General features: G+C 72.0%; 18 protein-coding genes and 1 tRNA gene. 10 read left to right on the top strand and 9 right to left on the bottom strand.

The genetic code is table 11. The annotated features are described in order from the left end of the window. The first annotated feature begins 1 nt into the window (after position 1). The 3 genes from BV453_RS11510 to BV453_RS11500 all read left to right on the top strand — a co-directional run bounded on the left by BV453_RS11510 (position 2) and on the right by BV453_RS11500 (position 2,128). Positions 2 to 457: a MarR family winged helix-turn-helix transcriptional regulator gene (locus BV453_RS11510; RefSeq protein WP_025102534.1), complete on the top strand. Its 456-nt coding sequence runs from the start codon at positions 2 to 4 to the stop codon at positions 455 to 457. Between the two features lie 52 nt (positions 458 to 509). Next, positions 510 to 977 carry a MarR family winged helix-turn-helix transcriptional regulator gene (locus BV453_RS11505; protein ID WP_025102533.1) on the top strand — a complete coding sequence of 156 codons (468 nt, stop codon included), beginning with the start codon at positions 510 to 512 and terminating at the stop codon, positions 975 to 977. Positions 978 to 1,039: 62 nt separating this feature from the next. Next, positions 1,040 to 2,128: an alkene reductase gene (locus BV453_RS11500; protein ID WP_308195737.1), complete on the top strand. Its 1,089-nt coding sequence runs from the start codon at positions 1,040 to 1,042 to the stop codon at positions 2,126 to 2,128. Between the two features lie 16 nt (positions 2,129 to 2,144). Here BV453_RS11500 and BV453_RS11495 read toward each other — a convergent pair whose 3' ends face one another. Both BV453_RS11495 and BV453_RS11490 read right to left on the bottom strand, forming a co-directional pair. After that, positions 2,145 to 2,930: a DNA/RNA non-specific endonuclease gene (locus tag BV453_RS11495; RefSeq protein WP_025102531.1), complete on the bottom strand. Its 786-nt coding sequence runs from the start codon at positions 2,928 to 2,930 to the stop codon at positions 2,145 to 2,147. Between the two features lie 43 nt (positions 2,931 to 2,973). Continuing rightward, positions 2,974 to 3,663 (bottom strand): DedA family protein, encoded by a 690-nt coding sequence (locus BV453_RS11490; RefSeq protein WP_025102530.1) that lies wholly within the window; start codon positions 3,661 to 3,663, stop codon positions 2,974 to 2,976. A 195-nt stretch (positions 3,664 to 3,858) separates the two neighbouring features. Between BV453_RS11490 and BV453_RS11485 the strand changes: the two genes are divergently transcribed. The 4 genes from BV453_RS11485 (at position 3,859) to BV453_RS11470 (ending at position 6,743) form a co-directional block, all read left to right on the top strand. Beyond that, the gene (locus BV453_RS11485) at positions 3,859 to 4,008 is read left to right on the top strand and encodes a hypothetical protein (protein WP_157544381.1); all 150 of its coding nucleotides are present in this window, start codon (positions 3,859 to 3,861) and stop codon (positions 4,006 to 4,008) included. Between the two features lie 50 nt (positions 4,009 to 4,058). Further along, complete coding sequence (locus tag BV453_RS11480) at positions 4,059 to 5,414, top strand: aminotransferase class I/II-fold pyridoxal phosphate-dependent enzyme (protein ID WP_025102529.1); 1,356 nt, start codon at positions 4,059 to 4,061, stop codon at positions 5,412 to 5,414. Further along, positions 5,414 to 6,658, top strand: a complete 1,245-nt coding sequence (locus tag BV453_RS11475; RefSeq protein WP_249521684.1) for an aminotransferase class I/II-fold pyridoxal phosphate-dependent enzyme — start codon at positions 5,414 to 5,416, stop codon at positions 6,656 to 6,658. The genes BV453_RS11480 and BV453_RS11475 overlap by 1 nt, the downstream gene beginning before the upstream one ends. A 14-nt stretch (positions 6,659 to 6,672) precedes the next feature. Then, positions 6,673 to 6,743: transfer RNA gene (locus BV453_RS11470), tRNA-Cys, on the top strand. A 31-nt stretch (positions 6,744 to 6,774) separates the two neighbouring features. Here the strand turns inward: BV453_RS11470 and BV453_RS11465 are convergent. Beyond that, positions 6,775 to 7,626 (bottom strand): AraC family transcriptional regulator, encoded by an 852-nt coding sequence (locus BV453_RS11465; RefSeq protein ID WP_025102527.1) that lies wholly within the window; start codon positions 7,624 to 7,626, stop codon positions 6,775 to 6,777. A gap of 122 nt (positions 7,627 to 7,748) precedes the next feature. On the opposite strand from BV453_RS11465, the gene BV453_RS11460 reads away from it, so the two are divergent. After that, a complete protein-coding gene (locus BV453_RS11460) occupies positions 7,749 to 8,294 on the top strand; it encodes a carboxymuconolactone decarboxylase family protein (RefSeq protein ID WP_025102526.1) in 546 nt (181 codons plus the stop codon). A gap of 65 nt (positions 8,295 to 8,359) precedes the next feature. Here BV453_RS11460 and BV453_RS11455 read toward each other — a convergent pair whose 3' ends face one another. Continuing rightward, positions 8,360 to 9,073 (bottom strand): glutamine amidotransferase, encoded by a 714-nt coding sequence (locus tag BV453_RS11455; protein ID WP_249521638.1) that lies wholly within the window; start codon positions 9,071 to 9,073, stop codon positions 8,360 to 8,362. Positions 9,074 to 9,099: 26 nt separating this feature from the next. Between BV453_RS11455 and BV453_RS11450 the strand changes: the two genes are divergently transcribed. Beyond that, positions 9,100 to 9,780, top strand: a complete 681-nt coding sequence (locus BV453_RS11450) for an HAD-IA family hydrolase (protein WP_126893864.1) — start codon at positions 9,100 to 9,102, stop codon at positions 9,778 to 9,780. Here the strand turns inward: BV453_RS11450 and gabT are convergent. Continuing rightward, the gene (gabT, locus tag BV453_RS11445) at positions 9,764 to 11,107 is read right to left on the bottom strand and encodes a 4-aminobutyrate--2-oxoglutarate transaminase (RefSeq protein WP_249521637.1); all 1,344 of its coding nucleotides are present in this window, start codon (positions 11,105 to 11,107) and stop codon (positions 9,764 to 9,766) included. The two genes, BV453_RS11450 and gabT, sit on opposite strands and share 17 nt — an antisense overlap. Before the next feature lie 73 nt (positions 11,108 to 11,180). Between gabT and BV453_RS11440 the strand changes: the two genes are divergently transcribed. Beyond that, a complete protein-coding gene (locus BV453_RS11440; protein ID WP_249521636.1) occupies positions 11,181 to 11,960 on the top strand; it encodes a YggS family pyridoxal phosphate-dependent enzyme in 780 nt (259 codons plus the stop codon). Between the two features lie 6 nt (positions 11,961 to 11,966). Here the strand turns inward: BV453_RS11440 and BV453_RS11435 are convergent, their stop codons facing one another. From BV453_RS11435 to BV453_RS11420, 4 genes are all read right to left on the bottom strand, one after another. After that, positions 11,967 to 12,173 (bottom strand): CDGSH iron-sulfur domain-containing protein, encoded by a 207-nt coding sequence (locus BV453_RS11435; RefSeq protein ID WP_025102521.1) that lies wholly within the window; start codon positions 12,171 to 12,173, stop codon positions 11,967 to 11,969. Then, the gene (locus tag BV453_RS11430) at positions 12,170 to 13,216 is read right to left on the bottom strand and encodes an iron-containing redox enzyme family protein (RefSeq protein ID WP_249521635.1); all 1,047 of its coding nucleotides are present in this window, start codon (positions 13,214 to 13,216) and stop codon (positions 12,170 to 12,172) included. The genes BV453_RS11435 and BV453_RS11430 overlap by 4 nt, the downstream gene beginning before the upstream one ends. A gap of 104 nt (positions 13,217 to 13,320) precedes the next feature. Continuing rightward, positions 13,321 to 14,190: an endo alpha-1,4 polygalactosaminidase gene (locus tag BV453_RS11425; protein WP_249521634.1), complete on the bottom strand. Its 870-nt coding sequence runs from the start codon at positions 14,188 to 14,190 to the stop codon at positions 13,321 to 13,323. Beyond that, positions 14,187 to 15,593: an MFS transporter gene (locus BV453_RS11420; RefSeq protein WP_249521633.1), complete on the bottom strand. Its 1,407-nt coding sequence runs from the start codon at positions 15,591 to 15,593 to the stop codon at positions 14,187 to 14,189. Before BV453_RS11420 ends, BV453_RS11425 begins: the two co-directional genes overlap by 4 nt. Positions 15,594 to 15,612: the final 19 nt, after the last annotated feature.

The raw sequence follows: 15,612 nt of genomic DNA, 5'->3' as shown, positions 1-15,612 counted from the left end.
CATGATCGCGTCCGAGGCGGTCGGCACCCCCGACGTCGACACCGCCCTCAGCGACCTCCAGGCGCATCTCAACCTCATCTTCGCGCGGACCCGGTCGCTGTGGAAGGAATCGGCGTCCCGGGTCCACCCGGAGCTGCAGGTGGCGGGGTACAAGCTGCTCACGTTCATCGACCGGGCGGGCTCGGCCAGCGCGCACGAGCTCGCCGAGCGCTTCGAGATGGACAAGTCCGTCGTCAGTCGCCAGGTGCGGATGCTGGAGGACCTCGGGCTGATCGCCTCCGTGCCGGACGAGCGTGACGGCCGGCTCCGGGTGCTCACCGCGACGCCCGCCGCGTGCACCGCTCTCACCGAGGTCCGGCGAGAGTACGGCACCCGGCTCCGCGCCGTGATCGACGAGCTCACGCCCGCCGAGATCGACGCCGCGTCCAAGGTGTTCCGGCTCCTCGCCGAGGTCTGAACCGGGCCCCGCGACCGCCTGCGGTCGCGGGGCTTCGCCGTACACTGGCGATATGCGCGCCTCGTCCGACGATCCCGCCGACGACGCTCCCCTCGACGATCTCGACCAGGCGGTCGCCCGCGTCGAGCACGAGCTCGGCCGTCTGTTCGCCCGCATCCGCGTCGGGTGGCGCGAGGCTGCCGCCACCGTGCATCCGGACCTCCAGCCGCTCGGGTACCAGGTGCTGACCTCGATCCTCGCCGGACGGGCGACCTCGGCGGGGGCTCTCATCGAGCGCCTGCAGACGGACAAATCCGCCGTGAGCCGGCAGGTGCGTCAGCTCGAGCAGCTCGGGCTCGTCGAGAGCATCCCCGATCCCGAGGACCGCCGCGCCCGGGTGCTGGTGGCGACCCCGCTGGCCGAAGAGCGCGTCGCTCTCGCCCGCTCCCGGTATGAGGGGCGCATCGGCGAGCGACTGCGCGGCTGGACGGCCGCCGACCTCGACCACTTCGCGAACCTCGTCGCCGATCTGGGCGGTTGATACACCGGAACACCTGGTCGATTCACGGGAATACAGCGGCCGGCCGTGTCCTTGGTCCCTCTGTGACTCTCTACGACTCCGCCGACTTCGGCTCGCTGCACCTGTCCAACCGCGTCGTCATGGCGCCGCTCACCCGCACGCGTGCGGACGCCGACGGCGTGCCGACCGCGATCATCGAGGAGTACTACCGTCAGCGCGCGGGGCAGGGGCTGATCATCTCCGAGGGCGTCTGGCCCGTCCTCGAGGGCAAGTCGTACCCCGGGCAGCCGGGGATCGTGACCCCCGCCCAGATCGACGGATGGCGACGCGTGACCGACGCCGTGCACGCCGAGGGCGGCACCATCGTCATGCAGCTCATGCACGGCGGCCGGGTGGGCCACCCGGAGATCTCCGGTGAGCCCCGCGTCGTCGCCCCGAGCGCCCTGGCCGCCCCCGGCCAGACGCGGACGCCCCAGGGCAAGGCCGACCTGCCGGTCGCGCACGCCCTCACCCTCGACGAGATCCCGGTGGTCGTCGAGCAGTTCGTCCAGGCCGCGCGGAACGCGATCGTGGCCGGCTTCGACGGCGTCGAGGTGCACGGCGCCAACGGCTACCTCGTCCACGAGTTCCTGTCTCCCGTGTCCAACGTCCGCGACGACCGGTACGGCGGCGCGCCGGAGAACCGCGCGCGCTTCGCGATCGAGGTGACCACGGCGGTCGCCGCCGCGGTGGGTGCCGACCGGACCGGCATCCGGCTCTCTCCGGCCCACGGCATCCAGGGCGTCATCGAGGACGACGCGGCCGACGTCCTCGCGACCTACACCGCGCTCGCCGAAGGACTCGCGCCTCTGGGGCTGGCCTTCGTCGATGTGCTGCACCCCGAGCCCGCGGGAGAGCTCGTCCAGGCCATCCGCCGGGCGGCGGGCGCACCGCTGATCGTCAACACCGGCTTCGGCGTCGAGACCACCCGTGCCGCGGCAGAGGAGCTGGTGGCCGAGGACTGGGCGGACGCGGTCGCGGCCGGGCGTCCCGTCATCGCCAACCCCGACCTCGTGGAGCGCTGGCGGACCGGGGCCGAGCTGAACGAACCGCGCCCCGAGCTGTTCTACGGTTCGACCGCCGAGGGGTACATCGACTACCCGTCCCTGGAGGTCGCGCGCGCCGGCGAGTGATGCGGAGCGCCCGCTGTCACACGACGATGTCGTCGGCCGTGTGCAGCGGGCGCCATCCGGTCTCGCGGATCCCGCGTCGGGGGAGGACGTCGGCGTCGGGCAGCGGGCCGAGGTCGACTCCGGTGAGGGTGGTGACCGCGGCGACGGGCACCTGGAAGGTGCGGAAGGCTCCGAGCGACGCGACGGCGAGGACACCCTCCCGGGTGTCGACGAGCTCGGTCTGGTCGAGGAGGAACGCGGCGGCGGCGAGTCGGCCCTCGGAGCTCCAGGCCGCGATCTTCCAGAACCGGAGGGGGATGCGGATGCCGCGGTACGGCGGGTCGGTGTCGGCGAGCACCGGGGCGGTGAAGACGGACAGGCGCTGTGCGGTCGTCTCGGCATACGCGAGCACGTGGTCCTCCAGCCCGAGCCAGAGGTCTTTCGACTGGTTGAAGACGGCCGCCTGCGGCGCCGCGTTGGGGTAGGTGAAGGTGGCTTCCATGGCCGCGCGGGCGTCGGAGCGCTCGCCCCAGCCCGGATCGCGGCGGCGCACGAGATGCCCGCGGTCGAGGTCGTTCCCCGCATAGACCGCCGGACCCGCCTGCTCCTCTGCGGGCACTCGCGGGTCAAGACGCCACTCGCCCGTCCGGGGGAGATCCCGCAGGCGGGCGCCGTCGATGGTGACGGCCGTCACCGCGGCGAGCCGCCGCTCCGGGTCCAGCAGCACCGTGAACCGCGGCGCCGGCAGGGTGCGCACCGCCATCGGGGGCACGGGGAGCGGGAGCGGGATGCCGAGGAACCCGGGGTCGTAGCCGTCCGTCATGCCTCCATCGTGCCCCGGCCCGCCGACATCGGGTGGCCGTATCTCAGGCGGACCCGTTGTCCTCCGCGCGCCGTGCCGCGGCCTCCCGCATACGGCGGCGGATGCGCAGCGCGATGAACACCAGGAGCAGCAGGATGAGCAGGCCGACTACCACGTCGGAGATCACGCCGCTCCACTGCTCGAGGATCGGCCGGATGGCGGGGCCGAAGGCGAACCCGAGGCCGATCCAGATGCCGTTCCAGACGGCCGACCCGACCAGGGTGTACAGCGTGAACTTCCACAGCGCCATGCGCTCGATGCCGGCGGGGATCGAGATGAAGGAGCGCACGAGAGGCACGCAGCGGCCGAACAGCACCGCGCCGCCGCCCCAGCGGGCGAAGAACGCCTCCGCCTTGTCGAAGTCGTCGTGGTCGAGGAGGGGGATGCGTCCGACGATGCGTCGGGTGCGGTCCCGGCCGACCGCCGCGCCGAGTCCGTACCAGATCCACGCGCCGACGAGCCCTCCGAGGGTGGCCGCGGCCCAGGCGCCCCAGGCGTTCATCCGGCCGTCGTAGGCGAGGAACCCCGCCGCGGGGAGGATCGCCTCGGACGGGATCGGGGGGACGAACGTCTCGATGAGCACCGCGAGGCCGACACCGACCTCACCGAGGGTCTCGATCAGGCTGAGCACCCAGCCGATGAATCCGTCGTAGCCGGGGGCGGAAGCGGCGAGGGGCAGGGTGCCGGGGGTCATCGTGTCCTCTGTCGGGGGATCGCGGTGATCGTGCGGAGAGCGGGTCCGTCGGAGCGGACATCGCCTCTGCACGGTATCGCCCTTCCCTGGACTCCGCCTGCGTGCGCAGGGAGCGGGAGGAGCCGGCGTTGTCAAGGCGCTCGTCGCCGTCCGACGGTACGGAGATCATGGATCCCCATCGACCGAGGAGGCAGCATGACCGATCCGCGCCAGGACGAGACGACCGGGTTCCCGGGGGAGCCCCCGACCGCCAACAACGGAGAAGGCGACGCCCCGGAGGTCGACGTGACCGATCTGGAGCCGGAGGAGATCGAGGACGGCGTGGAGGTCGACGACCGTCCCTGATCGGTAGGGGAGATTTTGACATAGGTCAAAATCTCCCCTACCGTCGAGTCATGGGCACGGCGGAGAGCAGAGACGGCGAGACCGATGCGATCAGCGGTGTCACCGCCGCCGAGATCTCCGAGAGCGTGCGCGACCTCGTCGAACGGGGAACCCTCGTCGCCGGCGACCGCCTCCCTCCTGTCCGCACCCTCGCACAGCGCCTCGGCGTCAACCGCAACACCGTGCTCGCGGCCTATCGCTCCCTCGTGACGGCGCGCATCGCGACCACCGGCGGGCGCACCGGCACGACGGTGCTCGGACCGGCTGCCACGCCGGATGAGGGCTTCACGCCCGGAACGGCCCTGCGTGACATCGCCAGTGGGAACCCCCAGGCGGCCCTGCTGCCCGATCTCGCCGCGGCCCTCGCGGCGGTGCATCCCCGGTCCGTCCTCTACGGCGAGTCGGTGATCGACGCCGAACTCGCCGAGTGGGCGACGCGCTGGATCGCAGAGGACCAGCCGCGTCCCTTCCGGCTCTCGGTCACCGCGGGCGCCGTCGACGCGGTGGAGCGGCTGCTCGCCCAGACGCTCGTGCACGGCGACCGGGTGGGCCTCGAAGACCCCTGCTTCCTCTCCAGCATCCAGACCGCGCGGCTGGCCGGGTACACGCCCGTCGCCATCCCGGTCGACGAGGAGGGGCTGACCGTGGAGGGAGTGCGCGAGGCCCTGGAGGCCGGCGTGCGCGCGATCGTCTGCACGCCCCGTGCGCACAACCCCACCGGGGTCAGCACCAGCGCCGCCCGCGCTGCGGAACTGCAGGAGGTGCTCGCGCCCCATCCGCATGTCCTCGTGATCGAGGACGACCACTTCTCCCTGCTCGCCCCCAGGCCCTACGCGAGCATCATCGGCCCGGCGCACGAACGCTGGGCCCTCGTGCGGTCGGTGTCGAAGTTCCTCGGGCCGGACATGCGCCTGGCGGTGACGGCCTCGGACCCGGTCACGGCGGAGCGGCTCGCCCTCCGGCTCAGCCCCGGGACGATGTGGGTGAGTCATGTCATGCAGCAGCTCGCCGCGGCCATGCTCCGTGACGAGGAGGTCCATCGGCTCATCGCGACGGCGGGCGCCCGCTACGCGGCCCGCAATCGGTCCTTCGTGGCGCTCCTCGCCGCCCGCGGAGTGGAAGCCTCCGGGGCGAGCGGCCTGAACGTGTGGGTCGACGTCCGCGACGACGCCGGCGTGGTCGCGGATCGACTGGCGCGCCGCGGATGGCTCGTCCGTCCGGGTTCCGAGTTCGCCCTGGAGGACGAATCCGCCGGGGGGCGCCACGTGCGGGTGACCGTGCACGATCTCGACGACGCGGAGCTGCGCCGCCTCGCCGACGATGTCGCCGCAGCCGCCGGACCGGCCTCGACCGAGGAGGGCGCGTGATGCAGGGCGAGACGGCGGGTGTCTTCCGGGTCGGGCGGTCGTCGCGACTGGACGGCGTGCTCTACGACCTGCGCGGTCCGGTGGCGGAGCGGGCCGCAGAGCTGGAGGCCCGTGGCGAGCAGATCCTCCGCCTGAACATCGGCAATCCCGCCCCGTTCGGCTTCGAGGCGCCGCCGGTCATCGTGGAGGCGCTGCGAGCGGCGCTTCCCCGTGCCCACGGCTACTCCGAGTCCCCTGGTCTGCCGGAGACGCGCGAGGCGATTCGCGCGCACTATGCGCGCCGACCCGGATTCCCGGCCCTGGGGATCGATGCGGTGACCGTCGGCAACGGGGTGTCCGAGCTCGTGGGCCTCACCCTGCAGGCGCTCCTGGAACCGGGGGACGAGGTGCTCGTCCCGAGCCCCGACTATCCGCTGTGGACGGCTTCGACCGTCCTCGCCGGAGGAGAGCCGGTCCACTACCCCTGCGTCGAGGAAGCCGGCTGGCGTCCCGACCTCGAGGCCATGGCTGCGGCGATCGGACCGCGCACGGTGGCCATCGTCATCATCAACCCGAACAACCCGACCGGGGCGGTGTACGACCGCGCGACGCTGGAGGGCATCGCCGACCTCGCCCGTCGTCACGGACTGCTCCTGCTCTCGGACGAGATCTACGACCGCGTCGTGTACCCAGGCTTCACGCACCTCTCCACGGCGCAGGTCGCGCCCGACGTGCCGTGTGTGACCTTCGCCGGACTGTCGAAGACGCACCGCGTCGCCGGATATCGGGCGGCCTGGGCGCTCACGACAGGATTCGCCGCAGACGACGCCTTCCTCTCGGGAGTGCGGCTGCTCGCCTCGATGCGGATGTGCGCGTCCGTACCGGCGCAGCATGCGATCACGGCGGCGCTGGAGCACGACACGTCGCTCGACGCCCTCGTCGCGGAGGAGGGGCGTCTGACGGTGCAGCGCGACGCGGCGACGGCGGCGCTGCGGGAGATCCCCGGTGTCGAGGTGCAGGAGGCCGGTGGTGGGCTCTACCTCTTCCCGCGGCTCGATCCGGAGGTCTACGGCATCCAGGATGACGAGCGCCTGGTGCTCGACCTCCTCGATGCGGAGCGCATCCTCCTGGTGCACGGGCGGGCCTTCAACGGCGCGGACTCCGACCACGTGCGCGTCGCCTTCCTGCCCGAGACGGAGGTCCTCGTCGACGCCGTGCAGCGCTTCGGCAGGTTCCTGCAGGGGTACTCGCCGCCCCGGAACTGACGACGCCCGAACCCGGTGGAGTGACCGAGTGGCCAGGTCGCGGTCCGCAAGACCGTGTACGCAGGTTCGATTCCTGCCTCCACCTCTGAGAGGACACCCGCGGCCGGCGGGTGAGTTCAGGCCGCGAGGCCGAGCCAGGCGCGCGGCGAACGGCCGAGCCGCTGGGCGAACGCGCGGGAGAACGCCGACGCGCTGGCGTAGCCCAGATCGGCGGCGACCGCGCTCACCGACATGCCGGCGCGCAGCTGCTCCTGGGCGATCGTGAGCCGCCACTCCGTCAGGTAGTCGCCCGGCGCGCGGCCGACGACCTCTTTGAAGCGGGCGGCGAAGGCGCTGCGCGACATGGCCGCGGTGCGCGCGAGCGTGTCGAGGTTCCAGGGCTCGCCGGGTGCTTCGTGCATCGCCACGAGCGCGGGTGCCAGACGCTCGTCCGAGAGTCCGGGCAGCAGTCCCGGGGGAAGCGCCAGCTCGCCGGAGTGGTCGAGCATCCAGCGGAGGAGCTGGATGAGCACGACCTCGAACATCCGGTCGGCGAGCAGGGGACGACCGCAGCGCACGTTGTCGACCTCGGCGAAGAGGAGGTCGAGCGCAGGCGCGAGGGTGGACACCTCGTCGAGCGGCAGGACGATCACGGAGGGGAGGGTGCGCACGAGCGGGTGGGTGGCCCCGCCGTCGAAATCGATCGTGGCGCAGGCGAAGTCGGACTCCTCGGTCGGGGCATTGAGGAAGGTGTGATCGATCGGGCGGGGGAAGAACAACAGGCTCGGGCGTGTGATGGTCTCGCGCTCGATGCGTCCGTCCGGGCGCTGATGCGTCACCTCCATCTCGCCGCGCCGCAGCACGTGGAGGAAGCCGTGGCCGGCGCTCGCCGCGAAGACCGTGGTGCCGCAGAGCGGTCCGGTGTGGAACAGGCGACTGCGCACTCGGAAGCGGTCGAGCAACGGGGTGAGGCGGTCGAGCGGCGGCATTCCTCCATTCTTCTGGACGATGTGTCATGAAAGCAAGATCAAATGATACGTATCGTACTCACTGCCGCGGAAGACTGAAGGGGAAGCCGAACCCGGCTCGTCTCGAAACAAAGGAGCATCCCATGCCCAACGTCCCTCTCGTCGACCGTGAGACCGCCACCGGCCCCGTCAAGGACCAGCTCGAGCAGATCGACTCCGCCTTCGGCGCCGTCCCCGCCATGTTCCGCGCGGTCGCGAACTCGCCTGCGGCCCTGACCAGCATGTGGAGCGCGTTCGGCGCCTACGGTGGGGGCACGCTCGGTGCGGCCCTGGGTGAGCAGATCGCCGTCGCCGTCGCGAACCGCAACTCGTGCGGCTACTGCCTCGCCGCGCACACCGCGCTCGGCAAGAAGGCCGGCCTCTCGACCGAGGTCCTCGCCGAGGCGCAGGAAGGCACCTCCGACGACCCGCGCACCGCGGCGCTGTTGGCCTTCGCGCTCAAGCTCGTCGACGAGCGCGGCCAGGTGACCTCGGCCGATGTCGACGCCCTCCGCGCGCACGGCTGGAACGACGAGCAGATCGTCGAGACCATCGGCCAGGTCGCGCTGAACCTCTTCACGAACTACGTGAACATCGCGCTCGACGTGCCGATCGACTTCCCGACGGTGCCGCTGCGTCGCGCCGCCTGAGGTCGAGGGGAGCAGAGGCCGGATTCGCTGGGGGTCCGGCCTCTTCCGCTGCCCCGGCCGGCTCGCTAGGCCTCGACCGCATCCAGCCAGTCGGTGAGGACGCGGGTGGCGAGCGTCTCGAGCCGGGGGCCGAGGGCGCGTGCCTGCTCCCGGATCACCCGCGGGTCGATGCCGTTGTGATGCAGTTCGTGGGCGTGGCCGATGAGCCAGCGCTCGATCGTGCGGTGGTCGGCTTCCAGGTGGAACTGAAGGCCGAGAGTGCGCCCCACCGCGAAGGCCTGATGCGGGAAGCCGGGCGTGTGCGCCAGGGACTGCGCCCCGGCGGGGATCGCGAACTCGTCCCCGTGCCAGTGCAGCACGGGCTCGCCGTCGAGCGGGGCCAGGACCGACTCCCGGCCCTCGGGCGTCAGCGTGAGCGGACCGAAGCCGATCTCGACCGCGCCGGTCGGCCGGACCGCTGCGCCCAGGGATTCGGCGAGGAGTTGCGCGCCGAGGCAGACGCCCAGCGTGGCGCCGCCGCTGTCGAGTCGCGCCGCGACGGCGGCCTTCGAGGAGCGCAGGAACGGGTAGCGATCGTCGTCGTACACCCCGATCGGACCGCCGAGGACGATGAGCAGGTCGGCTCCGGCGACGGCGTCTGCGTCGAGTTCGTCGATGCCGGCATCGAGGAGGGTGGTCTCGTAACCGCGCTGCGCCAGCAGAGGAGCGAGGATCCCGAGGTCTTCGAAGGGGACGTGGCGGACGGCGACGGCCGTGCGGGGCGTGCGGGACGCGGACATGCACTCTCCTCGGATAGATTTGACCTATGCCAAAAATAGCACAGGAGGTTCAGGGCTCCGAAGTGATCGTGCACGCCGCGGGGGTCCTGTTCGACTGCGATGGCGTGCTGGTGGATTCGGTCCCCTCGGCGGCGATCGCGTGGGATGCCTGGGCCCGCCGGTACGCCCCGGGATTCGACTTCCTCCGAGACGCCCCGCACGGCATGCGACCGAGTGAGGTGGTCGCGGCGATCGTCGGGCCGGAGCGGGCCGCCGAGGCGACCGTCGATCTCCTCGCGCGAGAGCTCGCCGTCGCCCCGGCGACCACCGGGATCCCGGGGGCCGCTGCCCTGCTCGCTGCGCTGCCGTCCGAGCTCTGGGCGGTTGCGACGAGCAGCAACAGGGCGGTCGCGACCGCGCGGATGCGGGGTGCGGGCATCCCGGCACCCGCCCTGCTCGTCGCCGCCGAAGACGTGGACCGCGGCAAGCCCGCTCCCGACCCCTACCTCCGCGCCGCGCGTCTGCTCGGGCGGGACCCGCGGGACTGCGTGGTCTTCGAGGACTCGGCACCGGGGATCCGTGCGGCGCGGGCGGCAGGCGCGGGGCTCGTGGTCGGAGTGGGCGCCGGCTCTGCGGCGGCCCACCCCGACCTGATCGTGCACGACCTCGCCCGCGTGCGCTGGAGCGGCGAGGCGCTGTGCCTGCAAGTGCTCAGCGGAGCGCGCTGAGGGCCTCGTCGATGACGTCCACCGCGACGTCGAGCTGCTCGTCCGTCGTCGTGAGTGTCGGCAGGAAGCGGATCACGTTGCCGTCGCTGCCCGCGGTGAGCAGCAGGATCCCGCGCTGGGCGGCGAACTCCGCGACCATGGAGGCGGCCCCGGCCAGCGGTCGCGTCGTGCCAGGGGTGCTCAGCTCGAAGGCCTGCATGGCACCGATCCCGCGGACGTCCCCGACGACGGCGTGACGGGCGCGCAGGCCCTCGAGCCGCGCGGACAGGTGCGCGCCGATCCGCCGGGCGTCCGCGAAGAAGGTCCCGTGCTCCAGCTCGTCGAACACCGCGAGGGCGGCGGCGATCGAGACCGGGTTTCCGCCGAACGTGCCGCCGAGGCCGCCCGGGTCGGGTGCGTCCATGATCTCGGCGCGACCGGTCACCCCGGCCAGGGGCAACCCGCCGGCGATGCCCTTCGCCGTGAGCACGAGGTCCGGAACGAGGTCGAAGTGCGTGCTCGCGAACCATGTCCCGGTGCGCCCGAGGCCCGTCTGGATCTCGTCGGCGATGAACACCACGCCGTTCCGCGTGCACCACTCCTGCAGGGTCGGCAGGTAGCCCGCGGCAGGGACGACGAAGCCGCCCTCGCCCTGGACGGGCTCGGCGATGACGGCGGCGAGGTCGTGGACGCCGATGCGCTGCTCCAGATGGGCGATCGTGCGCGCCGCGGCCTCCGTCCCGTCGAGGCCGTCCCGGTAGGGATAGGAATTGGGGACACGGTGGATGTCGGGAGCGAACGGGCCGAACCCGGTTCCGTACGGCGCCGCCTTGTGGTTCATGGCGAGCGCGAGGTTGGTGCGCCCGTGGAACGCGTGGTCGAGGGCGGCGACAGCGCGCCGTCCCGTGTGTCTCCGGGCGATCTTCACCGCGTTCTCGACGGCTTCGGCGCCGGAGTTCGCGAAGGCCGTGCGGGTCTCGTGGGTGCCGGGCACCTTCTCCGCGAGCAGCTCCGCGAGGCGCACGTAGCCCTCGTACGGGGTGACGGTGAAGAGCGTGTGCGTGACCCGATCGAGCTGCTCGGCCGCGGCGGTGACGGCGGCGAGGTTGGTGTGGCCGATCGTCGTCACGCCGATGCCGCTGCCGAGGTCGAGGAAGCGGTTGCCGTCGACATCGGTGACCCAGGGGCCGTCGGCGTGCTCGATGTAGACGGGAAGCACGCTGCCGACGCCGCGGGGGACGACCCGTTGCCGGCGCTCGTGCAGCGCCTGGCTCCGCGGCCCTGGGACCTCGGTGCGCAGGCGCGGGGTCGAGAGGGCGATGTCGGAGAACAGGCCGGGTGCGGACATGAGAGGGCTCCTTCGCGAAGGGGGCGTCGGCGGGCGCGCGACGTGGTCCCGAAGCTATGTTAGATTTTGACCTATGTCAAAGTCTGAGCCTGTCGGAGACGGCGCCGCGCGCTACCCGACGGCCGTCACCGCCGCGGACTTCCGTGCCAACCTCGCCGCCGTCCGCGCCCGTATCGATGCCGCCGCCGAGCGGGCGGGACGTGATCCGGGTGCGGTGCACCTGCTCCCGGTGAGCAAGACCGTCCCGACCGAGCGGGTGCGGGTGGCCATCGGCGCCGGGCTGCGTCGGCTCGGGGAGAACAAGGTGCAGGAAGCCGTGCGGAAGAACCGGGAGACGGCCGATCTGGACGTGGACTGGGTGGTCATCGGCCACCTGCAGACGAACAAGGCCAGGGACGTCGCCTCGTTCGCCGCGGAGTTCCAGGCGCTCGACCGGCTCCGGGTCGCCGAAGCCCTGGACCGGCGCCTGCAGGCCGCAGGGCGCAGCCTCGACGTGTACGTGCAGGTGAACACCTCGGCCGAGGACTCGAAGTTCGGGATGCCGCCCGACGAGCTTCCGGGCTTCCTGAAGGCCCTGCCGTCCTACGGTGCCCTCCGTGTCCGCGGGCTGATGACGCTCGCGCTGCTCACACCGGACGACGCCCGGGTGCGGGAGTGCTTCGCGCTGCTGCGCACTCTTCGGGACAGGGCGCGCGAGGAGACCCCCGAGCTCATCGGCGACGGCGCCCTCTCGATGGGCATGTCCGGCGACTATGAGATCGCCGTCGAGGAGGGGGCGACGTGCGTGCGGGTCGGGCAGGCGATCTTCGGTGCGCGTGCCGTCCCCGACAGTCACTACTGGCCGGAGGGTTGACCCCGCTCAGTCCTCGGTGCGGAAGCCGGCCGCCTTGTGCGTGCCGTCGCAGAAGGGCTTGAGCGCGGAGAGTCCGCAGCGGCACAGGGCCACGGTGCGTCGGCGCGGGTCGATCACCGTGCCGTCGCTCGCGTGCAGCTCGATCTCGCCGCGCACGAGCAGCGGGCCGTCGGGGTACGCGGTGACCGTGACCGGTTCGTCCCGGCCGCTCATGCGGTCGTCCTCTCTCGCAGTGCCGAGCGCCCTTCGCTCCAGGCGTCGAGGGTGTGGGCTCCGGCCCAGCCGTCGACCGTGAGGCACGCGGCCGCGCCGAACAGGATGTCCGCCAGCAGTTCCGGACGGTCCTCGGCGAGGCTGCCCGCGAGGTCACGGGCGGCGATCTGCTCGTGTACCGCGTCGGCCTCCACATGCTCCTCGAAGTACGCGGCGACCTCGTCGGCGAACCCCAGCCGGTGCAGACCGTCGGCGTAGAACCGGCACGGGATGGACGAGGTCATCTCGTAGGCGGCGAGGTGGCCGACGATGGCGCCGACGAGCCGGCGGTTGAGTCCGAACAGGCTCATCATGTTGTGCGAGGCGAGCGTGATCGCCGGGGCGTCGTCGACATAGGCGCCGTAGGTGTCGTCGAGTCCTGCGGCGCGCAGGGCTCGGGCGTAGAGCTCCGCATGCACCCGCTGCGGGCGGCCGCCGCCGTACTCGTCTGACTGGATCTCCACGAGCGCGGCCTTGGGGCGCCCGGTCAGCCGCGGAATCGCCCACGAGTGCGGATCGGCCTCCCGCAGCGTGTACACCGATCGCAGGATCAGGGACTCCTCGGCCTGCTCGCGGGTGGCCTTCCTGGCGATGTGGCGCGACAGACTGGGGCCGGTGTCCGCGGCAGCGAGGGCGAACAGGGCGCGACCCACGGCGTCGACCGTGGGTTCGGGAAGCTCGGGCACCGGCACGGTGTCACGCAGTGCGGCCTCGAAGGCGTCCTCGAGGATACGGCGTGCCGTGACCACCCCGGCATCCCACTCGAGACTCGCATCCAGCTGCGGAAGCGATCCGTAGGAGGACGCGTAGAGGACCAACAGGGCGAGCTGGATGTCGTCGTCCCTGACCACGTCGTCGCTCGCGGCGACGGCTGCGGCGGCGAGGTCGGGGAGGGTGGCGGCGTCGTCACCGCTACCCGTGAGGACACCGAGGACGGCGCTCGACAGGGGGCCGCGCGGCGAGAAGGCGACCGCGGTGTCGGCGTCGAGGGTGGAAACGGTCATGAGGAGGGGCTCCCATCGGATCGATCACCCGCATCCTCACCCGCGCGAGCGGAGACCACCAGGGACTTGACGCCGAGGCGCTCGGCAGGCAAGCGCGCCCGCCGTCACGGGCACCCGGCGAACACGTACCCCTCCTCGTCCGGAGTGACGAGGTCGCGATCGCGGAGCACTGTCGACGCCGGGGTGTCCGGGTCGGCACACAGCTCCGCGAACGGCCGAGGGAGCTGATCCGTGTACTCGATGTCGATCACGTGCGGCCCGTAGACCGCGGTGTACGCGCCGCACTCCGCGTAGGCGGCGCACTCCTCCGTCACGGCGAAGTCGAAGCCCGCGCGCTCCTTCAGGGCGTCGGCATGTTCGGCCGCGTTCTTCTGCCCGGCGGCGAGCCCGACGCCGTGCGCCGCGTCGACGAAGAGCTCCGCGAGGGCGAGGTTGTCGTCCAGGCTCAGGGCGCCGTCCGCGCGCGAGAACGAGTCGAGGTTGTCGAACTCGACCGCCTGGAAGCCGGAGTCCGCACAGCCCTCGATCCACGGGATCACGATCTCGGCGATGCGGGACCGCTGTGCCGCGCTGCCGGTGTCCAGGAGGGCCTCGTCGGGCCAGTCGGGATCGACGACCACCTCGTCGCCGTCGTGCAGGAGCAGGTCGTCGGGCCAGGTGTCCAGCTCGCCCGGCTGGGTCTGGAAGCCGTTGACGTAGCAGACGGAATAGAGGCCGGCGGCGGGCTCCGCGCTGCGGTCGCGGGCGACGATCCTCACACCCTCGGGCGGGTCGTAGGCGCCGCCGAGCTGGTAGTCCGGGAGGGCGGCGGTCGGAAGCAGCGCGACAGCGGCCGACGGCGCCGTTCCCTCCGCGGGGAGAGTGGACGGAGCGGTGCAGGCGGAGAGGGCGAGGATCCCGACCGCGACGAGGGCCGTCGGCGCCAGGGAGACGCGTGCGCTGCTTCGACCGCGCAGGGGACGAGGGAGGCTCATCGCGGCTGAGGCGTCGGCTGCGCGGGGGCGTCGGCGGGCGGGGCCGCGGCCTCCGAGGGGTTCCGGCGGATCCCGATCCACGACACGACGCCCCCGAGCACGAGGAGCGCCGCCGTCACCCAGGCCGCGTTGCGGAACCCGTCGAGGTCGAGGGTGCCCCCGACGATGGTCGACAGCATCGCGACCACGAGCAGACCGGCGACGCGGGAGACGGCGTTGTTCACGGCGGAGGCGATGCCGGAGTGGTTCTCGTCGATGGCGCCGAGGATCGCGGCCGTCAGTGGGGCAACGGTGAGCGACAGGCCCAGGCCCATCACGATCATGGCCGGGAGCACCTGGGCCCAGTAATCGAAGCCGGCGTTCACGGTCAGCAGCATCAGGGCTCCGACGGCCATGATCAGCGGCCCGACAGTCATGAAGATGCGCGGGCCCCAGCGCCCCGCCCACCCGCCGGCACGGGAGCTCAGCAGGATCATGAGGATCGTCATCGGCAGGCTCGCGAGCCCCGCCGCCGTCGCGCTGAGTCCCGCCCCCTGCTGGAGGTAGACGCCGACGACGAAGCCGTTGAGGGAGAGCGAGGCGTACACGAACAGCGTGGCGAGGTTGCCCCACCCGAAGTCGCGCACCCGGAACAGCCAGAGCGGCATGAGCGGCGTGGCCGAGCGGCCCTGGCGCCACAGGAAGACGGCGAAGAGCGCGGCCCCGGCCACGGCGGGGATCCAGATCGCGGGGGAGGCCCACCCGAGGTTCGGCTGCTCGATGAGCGCGAAGACGATGGCGCCCAGGCCCAGGGCGCACAGTGCACCGCTCCACCAGTCGACGCGGACGCCCCGCGGGTGCTCCGGCAGATGCAGGCGGGCGAGCAGCACCAACGTCACCCCGATGGGGAGGACGTTGATGAGGAAGACGAAGCGCCAGGACAGGAAGTCGACGAAGAGCCCGCCGAGCAGCGGACCGACCAATTGAGCGGCCGTGGTGAAGGCGGTCCAGACGCCGATGGCCCTCGCCTGGAGGTCGCCGCGCATGGTCGCGGTGATGAGCGCGAGGGAGCTGGGGACGAGCAGGGCCCCGGCCGCCCCCTGCGCCCCGCGGGCCACGATGAGCATGAGCGGGTCGATCGCGGCGGCGACCGCGACGGACGCGATGCCGAAGGCGATGAGGCCGATCCGCATCACCAGCACCCGTCCGTAGGCGTCGGACAGGGAGCCGGCGAGCAGGATCAGCGCGCTGAGGGTGATGAGGTACGCGTCGACGACCCACTGCTGCGTGGTGATCCCACCGCCGAGCTCCTCGCTGATGGCGGGAAGGGCGACGTTCACCACTGTCCCGTCGAGGAACGTGACGAACGAGGCCAGCACGGCGATCGCGATGACGAGCCGCTGGAGCGGGGCGAAGGATGACACAGGCCGACCCTACTCCGGG

Origin of the sequence: Microbacterium sp. ER1 (genome assembly GCF_023383675.1) — a bacterium.
Classification (GTDB): domain Bacteria; phylum Actinomycetota; class Actinomycetes; order Actinomycetales; family Microbacteriaceae; genus Microbacterium.
The sequence above is the reverse complement of the archived record's forward strand: the minus strand, read 5'-3'. Positions and strand labels throughout refer to the sequence as shown.

Coding starts and splice junctions, on each gene's coding strand:
- BV453_RS11510 (WP_025102534.1), top strand. CDS start 2: ATGATCGCGTCCGAGGCGGTCGGCACCCCCGACGTCGACACCGCCCTC.
- BV453_RS11505 (WP_025102533.1), top strand. CDS start 510: ATGCGCGCCTCGTCCGACGATCCCGCCGACGACGCTCCCCTCGACGAT.
- BV453_RS11495 (WP_025102531.1), bottom strand. CDS start 2,930: ATGACGGACGGCTACGACCCCGGGTTCCTCGGCATCCCGCTCCCGCTC.
- BV453_RS11490 (WP_025102530.1), bottom strand. CDS start 3,663: ATGACCCCCGGCACCCTGCCCCTCGCCGCTTCCGCCCCCGGCTACGAC.
- BV453_RS11485 (WP_157544381.1), top strand. CDS start 3,859: ATGACCGATCCGCGCCAGGACGAGACGACCGGGTTCCCGGGGGAGCCC.
- BV453_RS11480 (WP_025102529.1), top strand. CDS start 4,059: ATGGGCACGGCGGAGAGCAGAGACGGCGAGACCGATGCGATCAGCGGT.
- BV453_RS11475 (WP_249521684.1), top strand. CDS start 5,414: ATGCAGGGCGAGACGGCGGGTGTCTTCCGGGTCGGGCGGTCGTCGCGA.
- BV453_RS11465 (WP_025102527.1), bottom strand. CDS start 7,626: ATGCCGCCGCTCGACCGCCTCACCCCGTTGCTCGACCGCTTCCGAGTG.
- BV453_RS11460 (WP_025102526.1), top strand. CDS start 7,749: ATGCCCAACGTCCCTCTCGTCGACCGTGAGACCGCCACCGGCCCCGTC.
- BV453_RS11455 (WP_249521638.1), bottom strand. CDS start 9,073: ATGTCCGCGTCCCGCACGCCCCGCACGGCCGTCGCCGTCCGCCACGTC.
- BV453_RS11450 (WP_126893864.1), top strand. CDS start 9,100: ATGCCAAAAATAGCACAGGAGGTTCAGGGCTCCGAAGTGATCGTGCAC.
- gabT (WP_249521637.1), bottom strand. CDS start 11,107: ATGTCCGCACCCGGCCTGTTCTCCGACATCGCCCTCTCGACCCCGCGC.
- BV453_RS11440 (WP_249521636.1), top strand. CDS start 11,181: ATGTCAAAGTCTGAGCCTGTCGGAGACGGCGCCGCGCGCTACCCGACG.
- BV453_RS11435 (WP_025102521.1), bottom strand. CDS start 12,173: ATGAGCGGCCGGGACGAACCGGTCACGGTCACCGCGTACCCCGACGGC.
- BV453_RS11430 (WP_249521635.1), bottom strand. CDS start 13,216: ATGACCGTTTCCACCCTCGACGCCGACACCGCGGTCGCCTTCTCGCCG.
- BV453_RS11425 (WP_249521634.1), bottom strand. CDS start 14,190: ATGAGCCTCCCTCGTCCCCTGCGCGGTCGAAGCAGCGCACGCGTCTCC.